Source organism: Citrobacter sp. Cpo069 (genome assembly GCF_030332785.1).
In the GTDB taxonomy this organism is placed as follows: Bacteria; Pseudomonadota; Gammaproteobacteria; order Enterobacterales; family Enterobacteriaceae; genus Citrobacter; species Citrobacter portucalensis.
Genome location: NZ_JAOWHD010000036.1, coordinates 23,725 through 39,401 on the forward strand (window position 1 = coordinate 23,725; position 15,677 = coordinate 39,401).

At 53.4% G+C, this 15,677-nt stretch carries 19 protein-coding genes; all 19 read right to left on the reverse strand.

What is annotated here, in order from left to right; all coding sequences use genetic code 11:
- Positions 1–18 precede the first annotated feature (18 nt).
- The 19 genes from OGY08_RS02160 to pduC all read right to left on the reverse strand — a co-directional run bounded on the left by OGY08_RS02160 (position 19) and on the right by pduC (position 15,667).
- The gene (locus tag OGY08_RS02160; RefSeq protein ID WP_125363439.1) at positions 19–885 is read right to left on the reverse strand and encodes a GHMP family kinase ATP-binding protein; all 867 of its coding nucleotides are present in this window, start codon (positions 883–885) and stop codon (positions 19–21) included.
- Between the two features lie 92 nt (positions 886–977).
- Positions 978–2,192, reverse strand: coding sequence for an acetate/propionate family kinase (locus OGY08_RS02165; protein WP_125363438.1), 1,215 nt, complete (start codon positions 2,190–2,192; stop codon positions 978–980).
- Positions 2,177–2,629, reverse strand: coding sequence for a propanediol utilization protein PduV (pduV, locus tag OGY08_RS02170; RefSeq protein ID WP_125363437.1), 453 nt, complete (start codon positions 2,627–2,629; stop codon positions 2,177–2,179). The genes OGY08_RS02165 and pduV overlap by 16 nt, the downstream gene beginning before the upstream one ends.
- 4 nt (positions 2,630–2,633) lie before the next feature.
- Entirely contained in the window at positions 2,634–2,984 is a 351-nt protein-coding gene (gene pduU / locus OGY08_RS02175; protein ID WP_032939586.1) for a propanediol utilization microcompartment protein PduU, read from the reverse strand.
- On the reverse strand, positions 2,984–3,538 hold the full coding sequence (pduT, locus tag OGY08_RS02180) for a propanediol utilization microcompartment protein PduT (protein WP_003030201.1): 555 nt from the start codon (positions 3,536–3,538) through the stop codon (positions 2,984–2,986). The genes pduU and pduT overlap by 1 nt, the downstream gene beginning before the upstream one ends.
- A 2-nt stretch (positions 3,539–3,540) precedes the next feature.
- Positions 3,541–4,896: a cobalamin reductase PduS gene (pduS, locus tag OGY08_RS02185; RefSeq protein ID WP_125363436.1), complete on the reverse strand. Its 1,356-nt coding sequence runs from the start codon at positions 4,894–4,896 to the stop codon at positions 3,541–3,543.
- Positions 4,893–6,005, reverse strand: coding sequence for a 1-propanol dehydrogenase PduQ (locus tag OGY08_RS02190; protein ID WP_125363435.1), 1,113 nt, complete (start codon positions 6,003–6,005; stop codon positions 4,893–4,895). Before OGY08_RS02190 ends, pduS begins: the two co-directional genes overlap by 4 nt.
- A gap of 10 nt (positions 6,006–6,015) precedes the next feature.
- On the reverse strand, positions 6,016–7,401 hold the full coding sequence (pduP, locus tag OGY08_RS02195) for a CoA-acylating propionaldehyde dehydrogenase PduP (protein ID WP_008785148.1): 1,386 nt from the start codon (positions 7,399–7,401) through the stop codon (positions 6,016–6,018).
- Positions 7,398–8,405: a two-domain cob(I)yrinic acid a,c-diamide adenosyltransferase PduO gene (gene pduO, locus OGY08_RS02200; RefSeq protein WP_125363434.1), complete on the reverse strand. Its 1,008-nt coding sequence runs from the start codon at positions 8,403–8,405 to the stop codon at positions 7,398–7,400. Before pduO ends, pduP begins: the two co-directional genes overlap by 4 nt.
- An 8-nt stretch (positions 8,406–8,413) precedes the next feature.
- A complete protein-coding gene (locus OGY08_RS02205; protein WP_003030211.1) occupies positions 8,414–8,689 on the reverse strand; it encodes a EutN/CcmL family microcompartment protein in 276 nt (91 codons plus the stop codon).
- A 3-nt stretch (positions 8,690–8,692) separates the two neighbouring features.
- Positions 8,693–9,184 (reverse strand): microcompartment protein PduM, encoded by a 492-nt coding sequence (gene pduM / locus OGY08_RS02210; RefSeq protein ID WP_125363433.1) that lies wholly within the window; start codon positions 9,182–9,184, stop codon positions 8,693–8,695.
- Positions 9,181–9,813 (reverse strand): phosphate propanoyltransferase, encoded by a 633-nt coding sequence (locus tag OGY08_RS02215; protein ID WP_008785145.1) that lies wholly within the window; start codon positions 9,811–9,813, stop codon positions 9,181–9,183. Before OGY08_RS02215 ends, pduM begins: the two co-directional genes overlap by 4 nt.
- The gene (locus tag OGY08_RS02220) at positions 9,813–10,277 is read right to left on the reverse strand and encodes a BMC domain-containing protein (RefSeq protein WP_048235096.1); all 465 of its coding nucleotides are present in this window, start codon (positions 10,275–10,277) and stop codon (positions 9,813–9,815) included. Before OGY08_RS02220 ends, OGY08_RS02215 begins: the two co-directional genes overlap by 1 nt.
- A 24-nt stretch (positions 10,278–10,301) precedes the next feature.
- Complete coding sequence (gene pduJ, locus OGY08_RS02225) at positions 10,302–10,577, reverse strand: propanediol utilization microcompartment protein PduJ (protein ID WP_096296286.1); 276 nt, start codon at positions 10,575–10,577, stop codon at positions 10,302–10,304.
- 19 nt (positions 10,578–10,596) lie between these two features.
- Entirely contained in the window at positions 10,597–10,947 is a 351-nt protein-coding gene (locus OGY08_RS02230) for a glycerol dehydratase reactivase beta/small subunit family protein (protein ID WP_111465407.1), read from the reverse strand.
- Entirely contained in the window at positions 10,937–12,769 is a 1,833-nt protein-coding gene (locus tag OGY08_RS02235) for a diol dehydratase reactivase subunit alpha (protein ID WP_125363432.1), read from the reverse strand. The genes OGY08_RS02230 and OGY08_RS02235 overlap by 11 nt, the downstream gene beginning before the upstream one ends.
- 15 nt (positions 12,770–12,784) lie before the next feature.
- Complete coding sequence (gene pduE, locus OGY08_RS02240; RefSeq protein ID WP_003030243.1) at positions 12,785–13,303, reverse strand: propanediol dehydratase small subunit PduE; 519 nt, start codon at positions 13,301–13,303, stop codon at positions 12,785–12,787.
- A 14-nt stretch (positions 13,304–13,317) separates the two neighbouring features.
- Positions 13,318–13,992 carry a propanediol dehydratase medium subunit PduD gene (pduD, locus tag OGY08_RS02245; RefSeq protein ID WP_125363431.1) on the reverse strand — a complete coding sequence of 225 codons (675 nt, stop codon included), beginning with the start codon at positions 13,990–13,992 and terminating at the stop codon, positions 13,318–13,320.
- Between the two features lie 10 nt (positions 13,993–14,002).
- Complete coding sequence (gene pduC, locus OGY08_RS02250; protein ID WP_003030249.1) at positions 14,003–15,667, reverse strand: propanediol dehydratase large subunit PduC; 1,665 nt, start codon at positions 15,665–15,667, stop codon at positions 14,003–14,005.
- Positions 15,668–15,677: the final 10 nt, after the last annotated feature.

Below are 15,677 nucleotides of genomic sequence, written 5' to 3' on the forward strand. Positions count from 1 at the left end.
GCTGCTTAGCGGCGGCCCTTATTGCAGTTCGACCCCGCCAGTTACCATCCGCAACAAATGCTGTTCCGGCCAGTGTTCCGTTAATTTTTTCTGCGTCAGCATCCATTTAATGTAGTCCACATCATGACGCTTTCTGTCGAGCATCAGACCGACTACGCTGCCACTGTGCGCAACGTTGACACCGTATAAATCACATTCTTCTACCAGCGCTAAAAGTGAATCAAAATTTGGTTTAGGTAACAGCAACTGGCTGGCGATCGCGCTCAGCGTGGCGGCTTCACCCATCCGATAAGGATTTTGACTGATACAGGCTTCCTGTACCTTTTCCCATGCGCGTTTCAGCGCTGGAGCGCCTGCCAGTAACCCTGACTGGCGTGGAGTACGGTGATAATCAGCAGTAAGCAAGATTTCCGGACTTTCGAGAACCAGCAGATCGAGTTGAGGCTGGGCTTCACAGGCAATTTGCGTGGAGGCGTCGTTATGATCGAACAGCGTAAGCTGGCGGAAAACGGTGCTGTCGGTAGGTTCCAGCGAAACGCAAAGCTGCGCCAGAGTGGATTCGTCTAGCTGATGCCCCAGATACTGCGCCGTGGCGATTGCCGTGGCGGCGATATCCGCTGTGCTGCTGGCCATCCCTTTAGCGACAGGAATGGTTGACTGGACATCAATTCGAATATCCTGACTCATTTGTGCCGGGTATTGCCAGTGCAGCAATAACCTCTCAACCATCGCCCGAGAAAGTGGACGTTCATCTGTCAGCGGTGAACCTGAAGTGACCTCAACGGTGCTATACCATTCAACCGGGCAGGAGACCAATTTCTCACTGCCCAGAATCCAGCCCTGGATAAGTTCTCCGCACGATGCGGGACATTGCGCAACAGCCACGTCTTCACCTATGTGATCAGCAATCCTCGGCGCATAGTGTCATGGCGATCGCGCTATTACCATGATTTGCCGCAATTTGCGGTGCGGCAGTATTATGCAGGAATGCCCAATGTCACAGTTTCAGATATCGCTAAACGCATAACGTCTTGCGCAATCATCAGCTCTTCATTGGTATTAATCACAGCTACTTTGACCATCGCATTTTCCGTCTGAATGAAGGTGGCATTACGCTGATTTTTTTCCTCATCAACGGCCAGCCCCAGGAAATTCAGGTTACGACAAATCGCAGCGCGCGCCCGTGCGGAGTTTTCGCCAATACCACCGGTAAATACCAGGGCATCCAGACCGCCCATCTGCATAATATAGCTACCAATGGTGGCACGAATGCGCTCAGCAAAAAGCGTCAACGCCAGCGCAGCCTGGTGATTGCCCGTATCTGCGGCATGTTCAACGTCGCGGTAGTCAGGGGAGATGCCAGAAACACCGAGCAATCCGGACTCATTGTTGAGCAATTGGTTGAGCTGCTGCGGTGTTTTGCCTTCTCGCAGGGCAATCCACGGTAAAATGGACGGATCGATATCGCCACTTCGCGTGCCCATCATCACGCCAGACTGCGGCGTAAAGCCCATTGACGTATTCACCGATTGTCCGCCTTTGATGGCGCAGATGCTGCTGCCGTTGCCCAGATGACAACAAACAACGCGCAGGGCGCTGAGTGGTACACCCAGTTTTTCAGCAAGCTGTGAGCTAACGTATTTGTGGCTGGTACCATGAAAACCATAGCGACGAATACCCAACTCTGAATAGTAACGCCAGGGCAGGGGATAGATGAAAGAAGGCTCATCAAGCGTTTGATGAAAGGCAGTGTCGAACACCGCAACGGCTGGCGTTTTGGGCAATAGCTGGCGGAATACCGCGATCCCCAACGCATTTACCGGGTTATGCAGAGGGGCCAGTTCCGCGAGTCGCTCGATTTCTGCCAGCGTTTCATCAGTTACCAGCGCGGAGTCTTTAAAGGATTCTCCGCCGTGCGCGACGCGATGGCCCACGCCGTCGATCTCTTCCAGACTGTTGATAATGTGGTGGTTGAGCAGTTTTTCCAGGAGCAACGTTACGGCTTCACGGTGATCGGCTACGGGCAAAGTCTCCTGCCATTTCTGCGCTGGCGTTTTTAGGGTGACCTGCGCATCAGACAAACCGATACGTTCAATCAACCCCTGACAGATCATTTCACCCTGCGGCATCGCCAGTAGTTGAAATTTAAGCGAGGAACTACCTGCATTAATGGCCATTATTTTGTGAGACATGAAGGTTCCTTTGCATTCAGAAAAATGAACATCTCATCGACCCCAGTATTCTCCAGCGCGCTGGTGACAAATACTTTTTGCGCACCAGCCTGAACTAACCAACTCTCCACAAGAGAAATACGCTGCGGATTGGCTAAATCGGCTTTGGTAACGAGGCCAATAACGGGTCGGTTCATTGGTCCGGTAAAACCGGGAGAAAATGGTGACCACGGCGCGTCAGCATTGAGTACCAGCGCAATAATGTCTGCTTCACAGGCGCTGACCAGCAGCGCACTGTACAGGCAGCGGTTCTCAAGATATTCACCCGGTGTGTCTATTGTCGTAGGAGACCAGACTATGGCCTGAGTTTTCTGGTAGTGAAGCGCTTCTCCCCGCATGCACTGTGTGAGCGATGTTTTACCGCACTGGCTGGGGCCAATTAGCATGATACGTTTCATGAGATTACGTCCGAGTGATGGGACACGCGGTAAAACGCATCATTTCGCCGAGCGTTCGGGTTACCTGTTTCAGCGCGTACTCAACGGCGGAAACATCACCCGTCAGAACCACCGCACCGGTAAACCTGTCGAGAAAACCAATCTCTACCGCCCCGGATTTCGTGGCGATATCGCAGGCGATAATTGAGGCTTCGCTGGGGGTTATCGTCAAAATCCCGATTGCGGATACTGAATCCTGTAATCCCAGCTTCTTGAACAAATCTTTACCTGGATTAGCAATAAGATGCGCCAGCGTGACCTGTTTGCCAGGAACATATTCCTGAATCATTCGATCCGTGGTGGGTTGTCTTTCCATTATCCCTCCACCATTTGTCGCCACATGCTTTCATGCGGGCGAGGTATGACCGAGCGGTAAACCAGCAGGCCTTTTTCACCCGCACTTTCACTGGCAACCGTCACTGCGTTATTCACATCGGATACATCGCCAGCAACGACCATGTAGCACTTACCGCCAATACCAAATGCCATATGGACGCGTACCAGCGTGACGTTGGAGGCTTTAACCGCCCGGTCGGCGGCGCAGATGCAGGCAGCAACGCTCCATGTTTCGACAATACCAACTGCCTGACGCTTATCCACGCTGTTTAGCCCGCTGATTGCGGGGAGTACGCTGGCATGAATGTTGGGGAGTACCAGACTGTCAACGAGCATATCGCCGGCAAGAGATGTTCCAGTGGCAATCGCCTGTTGTACGGCACCTACGTCACCACCGAGCATGAGTAGAAATTTTCCCGGGCAGATGGTCTTGCTGACCAGTAAATTCACATTCGCGCTTTTTAACATGGCATCACCCGCTTCCATTCCTTTGGCAATGCTGGTGAGTTCTAAAATCCCTATAGCCTGAGACATGATTAACCTCTAATTACCGTGATAGATTGCTCAGTGATTTCGCTGACAATACCGTCAATGCTGGCGTGAACAGGCGCGCCTAATGCACCGGACGGCACATCGGCAACGCATTGACCGCGAACAACGTGTTCGCCTTGTTCTACACATGGGATGGCGCTGGCACCAATATGCTGGCGTAACAACAGCGTCGTTTTATCTGTGGAATAATCAGTCTCAGCCAGTGGCGCATCGTGATACCAGTCGCTAAGACCCAGTTTGGTAATAAGGCGCTTAACCGGGATCAGCCGGTACTTCGCCATTTCATCCTCAGGATTTAGCGGCCCTTCATAACGATGGTTGAGCGCCCGCAGCTCGCGTTTCAGCATACGGTTGATGCGCATCGGTGAAATCCCAACCGGGCAGGCTACGCTTTCACACACGTTGCATTCTGAACAGGTCAGGGCCGTGAGCAGCAGCTGCGGTGTGGCCGCCTGCTGATAATTAACCGCACGAACCAACAGGTGCGGGGATAATTCATGGCCGATCAAATGCCTTGGGCACAAATCCGTACACAAACGGCACTGCTCGCAAACGGTTTTTGCTACAGAAAGCACGGTGCGTTCATCCTGCATCCGCCGCTGAATCAACGCATGAGACTTAGGCAAAACCAGCAGGCCCCCGGTGGTCTTGCTTACGGGGGTATCCAGTGAAGTAATCAGGCCGCCCATCATCGGACCACCGTTAATAAAGCCGGGATCGTCAACGGTTGCGCCACCGGCCAGCGCCAGAACGTCACGTAAAGACATTCCGATAGGGACATTGAGTGTGATGGGACTGGCGACTGCGCCGTTAACAGTCAGGGTACGACGCGTAACGGGGTACTGCTGCTCAACTGCTCTCGCGATGTTGAGCACGGTCTGGACGTTATTGACCACCACACCGACGCTGACTGGCAGCGCGGCAGGCGGAACTCTCCGACCTGTTGCCATCCAGATGGTCAGAACCTCGTCACCAGCCGGGTAGACATCAGGCAAAATATGTAAGCGGATCCCGGCAGGTAGAAGGGGCGTTAATGCATTGATAGCACCTTGGTATTTCTCCTTGAGCGCAATAATTCCGGCACTGGCTCCCGTCGCCGTCATGGCATATTGAACGCCGCGGATAAGTCGCTCAGCCTGGACGGCCATCAACTGCTGGTCAACTTTCAGCATTGGCTCACATTCAGCCGCATTGACCAGAAAGGTATCGACCTGCGCCTGTAATTTTACGTGAGCAGGAAAGCCTGCGCCTCCGGCTCCGACAACACCCGCTGCGCGAACGCGTTCGCGAATGGTCTGCGCATCATAAAGCGTGGACTCTGCCGTCATGGCTGTCTTCATAATAATTCCTCAAGCAGTTCCTGCATGGCACTGGCATCGGCAACACGAGGATTGGTTTGCAGCGTGACGTCAGCCAGCGCGGCCTGAACCATCGATGGGATACGTTGTGACCAGACTTGCTTTCCGTCTTTAAGCGCGTCAACGAAAGAAGGTAACGTACACTGTTTTTTGAGAAGCTCAATTTGATGAATGAGCGCATTCAGCGCAGCCGTATCGTTCGCATTATCCGGGCATAAATGGCAGGCTTTAGCAAAACGGGCATAGCGCTTCGCAGCTCGCGGATCGCGGGAATTAAAATAAATGACATGGGTCAGCAGCAGCGCATTGGCAAGTCCATGCGGCAGATGAAACTGACCACCCAATTGATGGGCAATCGCATGATTGATCCCCAGTCCAGCCTGACTAAATGCCATTCCCGCGAGCGTTGATGCATTGTGCATTTTCCCCCTGGTTGCCAGACAGTCGCCTTTGCTGACGGCGACAGGCAGGTACTGGAAGACGATTTGAGCGGCTTTTTCAGCCAGTGCGTCTGTGAAGTCGCTGGCCTTCGTGGACACGTAAGCCTCCAGCGCATGCGTTAACACGTCCATGCCGGTATTCGCGGTGATGGCAGGTGGTACGCTGACGACCAACGTTGGATCAAGGATGGCCATGTCCGGGTAAAGCGCATTATTAAACAATGGATATTTAATGCCTTTATCCGGATCGCTAATCACGCAGGCACTGGTTACCTCGGAGCCTGTGCCGCTGGTGGTGGGAATTGCGACACAGGTTTCAATTTCAATACCGAACTGTCGGCTGAACCAGACGATGGCTTTTGCGGCGTCCAGTGCTGAGCCGCCACCAAAACCCATCACGACGTCCGGTCGCAGGGACTGCATTTGTGCAATCCCTTGTACTACCGTGCCGATGGTGGGATCGGGGGTGATATCGCTGAAAATGCTGATGCGGTTATCCGCTGGCAGAGCGTTGCGCAGCTTTTCAATCAGGGGAGAACGCGCGAGAAAACCATCGCAGATAATCCAGATATGCTTATTCGTGAAGCGCTTGAGCACATCCAGACTTCCCTGGCCGCTGTACAATCGAGTTTGCAGTGAAAAGCTTTTCATAACGGCCCCATTAGCGAATAGAAAAACCGTTTGTCAGCACGCAACGACGAGAGCGTGCGAAAGTGCGTGCAGATGTTGTTCCTTCACCGGTTGGCGTCGCAATAGTGAAGGTTGTAAAACCTTCGCCACCAACGCCGATCCCGGCGTAAGAGGGGCCATTTTTCACAAAGATGGAGGTCTGAAGCGTGCGCGCGGCAAGGTTCAAACGTGACACATTTTGCGAATGCATAATGGCGGTGTGATGCAATCCCTCTTCAACTTTCAGGGCCAACGTTAATGCACTGTCAAAATCGCTCACCGTTACGACGGGGAGCATTGGCATCAATTGCTCGCTGGTAACCCACGGGTCGTCAGCCTTGACGATGCCTGTCAGTAATCGAGGTACTTTTGCCGGAACCGGTATTCCTGCTGCTTCCAGTAAGGTTGCCGGGCTTTTACCCACCAGTTTTTTATTGGCTATGCCTTCTGGTAGACAGACAGCGCGCAGTTTGTCTACCTCTTCGCTATTGAGAAGCATCGCACCAAAAGACTGCATCTGTTGAACCAGTCGTTCGGCAACGGCATCAACAACAATCAGGCTCTTCTCAGCGATGCAGGGGAGGTTGTAATCAAAGGATGCGCCATTGATGATATCCTCTGCCGCCTTAACCAGGTCGGCCGTTTCATCAACAATGCAGGGTGGATTTCCTGCGCCTGCGCCGATGACTTTTTTCCCGCTTTTCATGCCCATAGCAACAATGCCTGGGCCACCGGTAATCGCGAGAACTGCGATTTTAGGGTGCGCCATCATCTGCTGGGTAGCCTCAAAGGTGGGTTCTGTGACCGTAACGACAAGATTACGAATTCCGCAGCAACGGAAAGCAATATCTTCGATCATGGCAATCAGCTTGAGTGAAACCTTTTTGGCACCCGGATGCGGACTGAAGTAAACGCTATTCCCTGCCGCCAGCATGCTGATGCTGTTGTTAATAATGGTCTCTGTCGGGTTAGTACTGGGGGCGACAGAACCAATCACGCCAAATGGGGAATACTCGAATAACACCATGCCGCCGTCACCGGTTAACGCCGTGGTAGTGAGATCTTCGATTCCTGGAGTGTTGTCCAGCGCGGCTTTATTTTTAAGGAACTTATCCTCTTTGTTGCCCATTCCTGTTTCAGCTGCGCTCTCAGCGGCCAGTGAAGCAAGATGAGGCGTCAGTTCCTCGCGTAGGGCGTTTATGATGGCGCTGCGGGTTTTCAATGGACATTGCTGGTAACGCAGAAAAGCCTGATGCGCTGCATCGATAGCTTCGCCAACGGACGGAAAAATACCGTTACCCTGAACTTCTGCTTTTGCCGGGGCGAGTTGCTCACTCAAAATGTTACGAATAAGGGTTTCAAGTTCTGAAGTATTCATTGATGTGTTCTCACGTTAATCGCCGCAATGGCCGTTTCTGCAATGTCCATATCCTGTTCAACGCTTCCTCCGCTGATGCCAAGACCCCCGAGGAGTAAACCCTCACGCCATAATGCGTATCCGCCACCGAAGGTGACGACTTTTCCCTGCATATGGCTTTCCAGACCGTAAAGCGCAGCGCCGGGTTGCACTGCCGATGTCAGCTCATGTGTGGCGGTTTTCATCGCCACGGCAGTCCAGGCTTTTTTGGGTGCCAGTTCGCTACTCACGAGTAAAGCGTCAGGCATGCGCCAGGCCACCATTTGGGTCCCGTTCGCATCAACAATGCTTATGACGACCGGAACCTGAAGTTCTTCTGCTCTCGTCACCGCAGCGCGAGTGAGTTGGTGGAGCTCCTGAAAAGACAGAGACATAGTCGGCTCCTTTATGGCTGGTGCTTGAACGGCAGCGAGATAGCGCTCAGCCACTTTCTGAATGATGTCGTTTTGATGGGCGTCATGATCTTCTGCTCGTGCAAGCGCATATAAGCAGTCGGACAGGCGATTGATATAACGCATCAGCACGTGTCTGACGGATATCTCGGTGGAGAGCTCGACCAGTCGTCTCTCTGCGCGGCGTGCTAGCGTACGGGCAAAGTGCAGTCGGCTGGCGGCTTCGCTGCGGCCAGGTAGAATAAAGCTGCGCAGGGGCGGTACTCTTCCCATTGCGGTATCGATGGCCGCTTCCAGTGCCGCAATTTCTTCTGAGCTGATGTAGCGCTGCTCTGGCGTTGGTTCTTCGCTTTCGCTTGCCAGTTCGGCGCTGAACCAAAAAAGCTGCAGCTGGATATTTTCAAGTAACTGCTGGTGCTGCGGGGTTTTCGCTGCACAAACGCACAGACTTAGCGCCGCGTTCAGTTCGTCCAGCGTACCGTAGGCTTCCACGCGTGGATGCGTTTTGCTCACGCGCTGTCCGGTAAAGAGGGCTGTTGTTCCGGCATCACCAGTGCGGGTATAAATCGCCATAGTTCCTCCTAACGAGAAAGCGTGTCGACAATGCCGACGATAGCCAGATCGATGGCCTCATTAGGGCCAGAAAAAACGTGTCTGGCGCTGGATCCGCTGCTGAGTAATACCAGTTCGCCGGTCCCTGCGCCGACAGAATCAACAGCGACTTCATCTCCACTCACAGGGGATGCAGGAAGCTCTCCGTCAGCACTTACCCGACGTACCAGCAACAGTTTTTTTCCCACCAGTGATGGGGATTTTTGCGTGGAAACCACAACGCCTGTAACCCGGGCCAGATGCATAGCTCACTCCTGCTTAATTAGTTGGACATTTCGCAGACTGACTGCTTCCTGAGCCAGAGCCGTCACGACACACCGACGGCGCAACACCAGTACGCCATCCCTTAATTGGGCGACGTCGGCATAGCTGAGAAGCTTCTCAGGATGCAAAAAGATGGTTCGTCCCCGTTCGTCATTGAACTCCAGCGGCAGACGTGCGAGTTTTTTCACGGGGATTGCGGGTAACAATCGGTGTTGTAGTAAAATTTTCACGCGGACTCCGCATGCCAGCGCGTCGTGAATCTTTCCCACCGACATGTTGGCTGGGCAGCCTTCGGCAATTTGCTCCAGTAATGGCAGATCCACTTGCTGGAGAAGGAGCGACGAGTACTGGCAGCATACTGTTCGTGAATCGATTTCCCGTAACTGCGCGACGCTAAGAGTGAGCGTGCTTTCCGCGCGTTTTTTTAATCGGGAAACAACCTCCTCGATAATGCGTTGCAGCAGTTCGTTGTTCATCGTGAGGTCACCAGTGTGGCGAATGCCTGGGGATTATCAGCGCCTGCAGCATTGGCTTCGTCTGTATCGATATGCATTTCGAGGCGCATATCCGGCGAAACGCGTACGGCGACGTTATCGAAAATCAGTCGACGTTCATCGCCATTAATGGCGACCGAAACTTTATCGCCATGGGAAACCCGCAGAATCAGAGCATCGAGCGGAGACATATGGATATGCCGTTGGGCGACGATCACCCCGGATGCTAAGTCCAGTTCAGCAAATGGGCTGACGAGACGAACACCGGGTGTGCCCTGAATATTGCCCGACATCCGCAGCGGAGCAGCAATCCCCAACGTGCGGGCGTCGGTACGAGAAATTTCGACCTGGCTGGTACTGCGCAGCGGGCCGAGTAAACGCACATTTTTTAACTGACCTTTTGGCCCCACCAGCGTGACAGTCTGCTCTGCTGCATATTGTCCTGGCTGCAGCAGCCCTTTTTTCTCACTAATGGGGTGATTGGGAAACAAGCGACCGTAATCTTCAGCGCACAGATGAATATGACGATTAGAGATCCCCAGCGGAATCGGGCGCTCGCGCATTTCGTCCAGAACCTTAGCGACAGTGGTCTCCAGTTGCTGTTTATCCATTACGCTTCACCTCGTTTGCCAGAGTGAAGACAAAGCGTGCGCGGCTCGCCTTTTTGGCGAGGGCAGGCAGGGTCAAGACACAAATTGCAGCTAATCAACTCTGCATCTTGCGGTGCTTCGGGTACATCATGGTCTACAAATATCTCTTCATGCGCTACGGCTGGTATGGGTTCGGGCGTTGGCTCAGGCTCCAGGACAACGCTATGCGACAGGATCCCATCCCCGGGTCTGGAAATGACTTTGTGAGCCACCAGTCCATCTCGCTGGTCAGCGAAACTGACACCGGTGGAAATGGCCGCCTGGACGGAGGCCACATCCCCGATTATCTTGATCACCGTCCAGCCTGAGCCGTTGGTTTTTTCGAGGCCCACCAGCGTGATGGAGGCGGCTTTCGCCATGACGTCCGCGCAACTGATGGCTAATGCCAGACCACTAACTTCAAGTAATCCCAGTGATTGCTTCACGCTGTTCTCCTTGGTTGCAACGACTTATGCGGATTTAGGTAAAATGGCTTCAACGTCGCTGTGCGGACGCGGGATAACGTGGCAGGATTTCATCTCACCAACGGCGCTTGCGGCTGCGCTTCCAGCATCTACGGCTGCTTTCACTGCGCCGACATCACCGCGAACCATAACGGTGATAAGGCCAGAGCCGATTTTTTCGTAACCAACCAACTGCACGTTTGCGGATTTCACCATGGCATCAGCGGCTTCAATAGCGCCGACAAGCCCTTTTGTTTCAACCAGTCCCAGTGCGTTATTCATACTGCTTTTCTCCTGTGGGTTATGAGTGGCATTCCCGGAACGGAATGCCTTTAACCAGCCGCGCAGCGTTGTTACCAATGCTGCGGCGATCGTGGCTATTTTGTTGATACGTCAGCGTAAAAAGTGGTGCTGATGTGGGTAAGTTTTTGTAGTGCACGACCAGTTTTTCGCGGCTACAGCCAATACCGACCAGCAATGGAGACTGGCAGGCGGCCAACCATGCGTTGTGGATAACGTCAGCTGAGCCACTCTCCTGAATCACAAAGGGAATCCCTTCTTCTTCAATACCCAGCAGTACGTCATTCCAGACGTCAGCACAGTCAGCACTGGTGAAGATAACGATGGCTGGTGTGGTGAGATTACTTTCCATGAGCGAATGCCTTATGCCAGGAGAGAATCAGTCCTGTCGCAACCGCATTGCGCGGACCTTCGGTACCACGAATGTTGCCGCGCCCGGCAACCAGTCGATAATGCGCCAGAGCATCGGTGACCAGCTGTGGAACTTCAAAATCCAGAGATGAGCCGCCAACCAGCACCACAAAGGGAATATCTCGAATGTTCCCGGTCGGACTGACCTGACGTAGCGCTCTGAGTGCGTTAGTAACGAAAACGCGCTCCTTGGCGCTTCGACGAATGGCCCGTACTTTCTCCAGCGCCAGTTCACCAGGCAGTGGCACCAGTTCATCGGGTTTCACTACGCACACGCGCGCAAAAACCGTTGGTGGGAGAGGCGCAGGGAAGAACTGAACGCTGCCGTCTTCGTGGCGAAGGTGGAACAAGCTCTCAACTTTCGCCAACGGATACTTTTTAATTTCTTCAGCGAGATAACGGTCATCCAGACCCAGTTCACGGGCAATGATCATCGTGACCATATCGCCTGCGCCTGCCAGGTGCGTGGCAATAATTTCGCCCTTAGGATTGATGATAGAAGCGTCGGTTGAACCCGCGCCGAGATCCAGAATAGCCAGTGGTCGTGTTGTGCCCGGAGTTGTTAAGGCTCCCAGAATGGCAGCTTCGGCTTCGGCCCCGCCAACCTGGACGTCAATGTTGAACTTTTGCTTGATCTCCTGGGCAATCATCGCCATTTGCAGGCGGTCTGATTTCACCATGGAGGCTATGCCGACAGCCTGCTCCAGCGAGAACTCACCGGCAAGTCCACCCGTCACGCTGACGGGAACCGAGGTATCGACCGCCAGCAGATCCTGAATAAAAATTTCATGACTGGGTTTGTTGGTTAATTCTGCCATCGTCTGGCGCACATGCTCCAGCATGCCGCCAATATTGGTGCCAGCTTCTCCGGTCACGTTATCCAGTTTTGGGCATTCACCAACCGCTTTCATAATCGCTTCGGCGCCCGCGGCAACGTCGACCCGTACGGTACGACCCTGAGACTGTAGCTCCAGATTTCCGGCAGGAATCGCTCGCGCTTTCACATCACCTGACGGCGTTTTCACCACCACGGCTGAACGGTTGCCGATCAGCGCCCGTGCCATCGGAACAATGTTTTTAGTCTCATCGGCATTGAGGCCAAAGACAGTTGCAATGCCGTAGGGGTTAGAAAGGGTTTCAATGACCTTTCCTGGTACAGCGACCTCAATGGCAGCCAGCATCCCCAACGGGATACGGTCGATATGAAGGACTTCATCGACGATGGGCAGGGGATGAGTCAGACGATTACTGACCAACACGCCATCGTCCTGCTGCAAAATAACGCCAGTCAACTGGTATCCAGCACGGACGGAGGCATTAATCATCGTAGCGACATCGGCGAAATCAAATGCCGACGACACCACCAGAATATAGGGCGTATCCGCCGGGCGACTGAGAAGGTCTTCCGGCGTAATAGTGACGCCCACGCCTAACCCGACGCCGCCCGGTGTTTTAGGGTTATGGCCGATCATGGTGGATTCAGTGATGATGGTTTCGGTTATTGTTTCCATCGCCACATCGCCAATGACCGGGGTGGCTTCGTTAATACGGATGAGCGAAATATCGCTGACATTGATACCGGCGTTTTTTGCCGCCAGCGTAAGGGCCTCCTGAATGCCAAACACATTACGTAATGTGCCCTTAATTCCGGTGGTTTCTGCCAGCGCGCTGCCGGTGATGCTCAGCACGCCAGACTCATCCAGAGTAGCCAGAGCGACTTCCGTTGATGAGTTGCCTATGTCAATGCCAGCTATATATCGCATGATCCTTTCCCTGAGTTAGTCGTCGCCTTTGAGTTTTTTACGCTCAACGTACAGCGCTGCCGCTTCACGAACGAAAGCTGCACAGATTTTTGCCTGATAACGATTTTCGAGATCGTCGGCGATAGCCATCAGCTCATCTTTTGTTGAGCGGTACGGGCGCAGCGCGTTGTAGATCTCAAGAATGCGATCGTCAGGAACAGCGGTTAGCTCGGCTGCGCGCTCGAAGTTCATCGCCAGCCTGTCACGTCCGGCATCTTTGGCGATTTCCGCCTGCAGGCGCAGTGTTTCAGGGGTGATGCGCATGTCCTGCGCGGTCACTTTGTTGCTCAGAACATTTTCAAGCGTGAAGTCGTCCAGCGTTTTGTTGGTCGCAGTTTTTACCCACTCAGGATGTTTATTCGCGAGAGGGTAATCCGTGACTTTCGCGGTATGTGCTGATGAACTCGCCGCGGGCGGAGTCGCAGACTCGCCTTGCAGGCTGTTCATCCGGCTCAACACATCCCGAACCATCGATTCAATTGCGTCGGTATTCATGGAGGTATCCTTTATCAAAGCGCCACGCGCAGTTCCTGCGGGTTTTTGCCTGTCACAACGTATTTGGTCTCTTTAATGTGCAGAATGGCTGATTTCGCCTGGTACTTAGGACGGGCCATCTGGTCATTCAGAGTAGGGACCGGTTGCGGAGATTCACGCTTGGCATAACGCGCGGCGTTTTTACCGATCTGACGATAGGTTTCCAGCGTCAGAAGCGGTGCCTGAGGGAACAGCTCCAGGTTTGAAAGCGGCGGTAACCCCTGCTGGTGGATAACCGTGGTACCTTTTGACTGGATGCCGATAGAGATCCCGGAACCGCTCAGACGGTTCCCCTCAACGGCGACAAACGCCACATCGGAGGATTTAAAGCAGCGGATAACGCGCGCTTTAATGCCTTCTTCTTCAATACCGGCAATCACTTCGCGCAAGATATTCTTATGCGGGATACCTACGATATTGACGGTTTGCGAGAGCCCGAACGCCGGCCCTACGGCAATAATCACTTCGTCCTGTTGCTGGCCTTGTTTGGCTTCACCAATCTCGGTCAGAAAGCTGTCTCCCTGTGTCGCCGCAGCCTGAGGTGCGCTTGCCGCTGTATATGCGCGGAAAGAGACGGGTTTGTCGCTGGTCTGCATTTCAGACAACACATCTTCAATTATCTGGCGCAGTAGTTTTTCATTAATTTCCATTTTTCACCCCTTAGCCAAGCTCGTTGGGATCAAGTGCGCCAGGGATGTTTTTGATTTCTTCCCAGCGTTCGCCCTGCAGGCGATAACCTGTTGCCGGACCGGCGTAGTCGTTAACATCATTGACAGCGGATAGCACCTGTCCGTCGCCAACGATAATGGCGGAGGTATGCAGGTAATCCCCGGTTAACTTGGCTTTCTGGATGTTGAGCATGTCCTGAGCGACATCGGTAAATCCGCCCTGAGCAAGGGCTTTCACCACTTCCAGACCGTTACGGTTTTTATTGATGATCTCTTGTGCAAACTTGATGTCTTCAACGATGTTACGTTCCGGCATATCTTTCGAACCGTGGGCGTAGGTCGCAGCTTCCACTTCTTCATCAGTGATTGGTGGTAATCCCATCCCGGCAAAGACGGCCTGCAGCGCACGTGCCGCTTTGTTACGAATGGCGATAACATCTTCTTCGCGAACCGGGCGCAGACCACCGTCTACTTTCAGGTCACGCTGGAGAACGTTGTAGTCGTCAAAATCTTCAGCATCTTCGTTCGAACCCGCAAACATGTTGTCGTAGTTCGGCACCGCGGAATAACCAGAAGAAATGAAGTCAGTACCCGGCAGGAACTGCATCAGCAGACGCGCAGTACGACGCATATCCGAGTGGGTAAAGGTTTGGTCGTTGCTGGAGGCGCATTCCAGATCCAGAGAGGAACAAATCAGGTTTTCAGCCAACACTGCACGAATGCCTGACGGCACGGCGGAAGGGACACCGATGCAGCTTACTGAACCGTTTTGCAGGCCCTGTACACCCGCAGCTTTGGTGATGTAAATGCAGCGGGCTTCCAGATAAAGCATTGATTTGCCTTCGGCGTAACCCATTTGAACTTCTGAGCCAGAGCCGGAGGTAAAGCGCATTTTCAGACCACGGGAAGCATAGGACGAGGCGAGGAAGCCTTTCGACCATGGCGTGTCATCGCCGTCGGTAAAGACGGGTTCAGTACCATAGACGGAGATGGTTTCCGCGTAGCAGGTGTGGCCTAGCATGCCGAGTTTAAGTTCGGTAGCTTCTTCCAGCGAGCACTGGGTTAATACGCCCGGGCGTCCAACCTGTGAGCCGACTAACAGCGCAATGGCGTTAAATGGCGCATAACGTGCAACGGCAACGGTTGTTTCCTGTTCGTCAAACCCGCGCCATGCGCCTTCAGCGGCATCAGCGGCAATCTGCACCGGGTTATCTTTGACGTTAGTGACGTGCGCTTGTTGAGATGGTGTACGACGAGCACGCATTTTCTGCATCGCCATCATCATCTCAACGACGTTCATATGGGACACCACTTCGACAATTTTTGCCGGCGTCATTGCGGTGGTCAGCGGCACAATGTCTTTGCGCTTCACGTTAGGGTCGCAAAGCATATTGGCCAGTTTGACCGAGTCCATCGCCATGACCTCTTCAGCGCGCGCCAGGTTAATGCCATAGCGGGCAATGAAATGGTCGATTAAGTCAAATTCACTGGCGGATTTACCGTCCAGTTCAGTGACTGTACCGTTGACGATTTTAATCGACGGTTTGGGGTCGTTCGGGCTTTCCATCGCAATGAAGCCTTCTTCGATCCACTCCTTAACGAAACCATCCTGATTCACAGGGCGCTTCGCCAGTGCTTCAAATCTTTTCGATCTCATGAATCAGCCT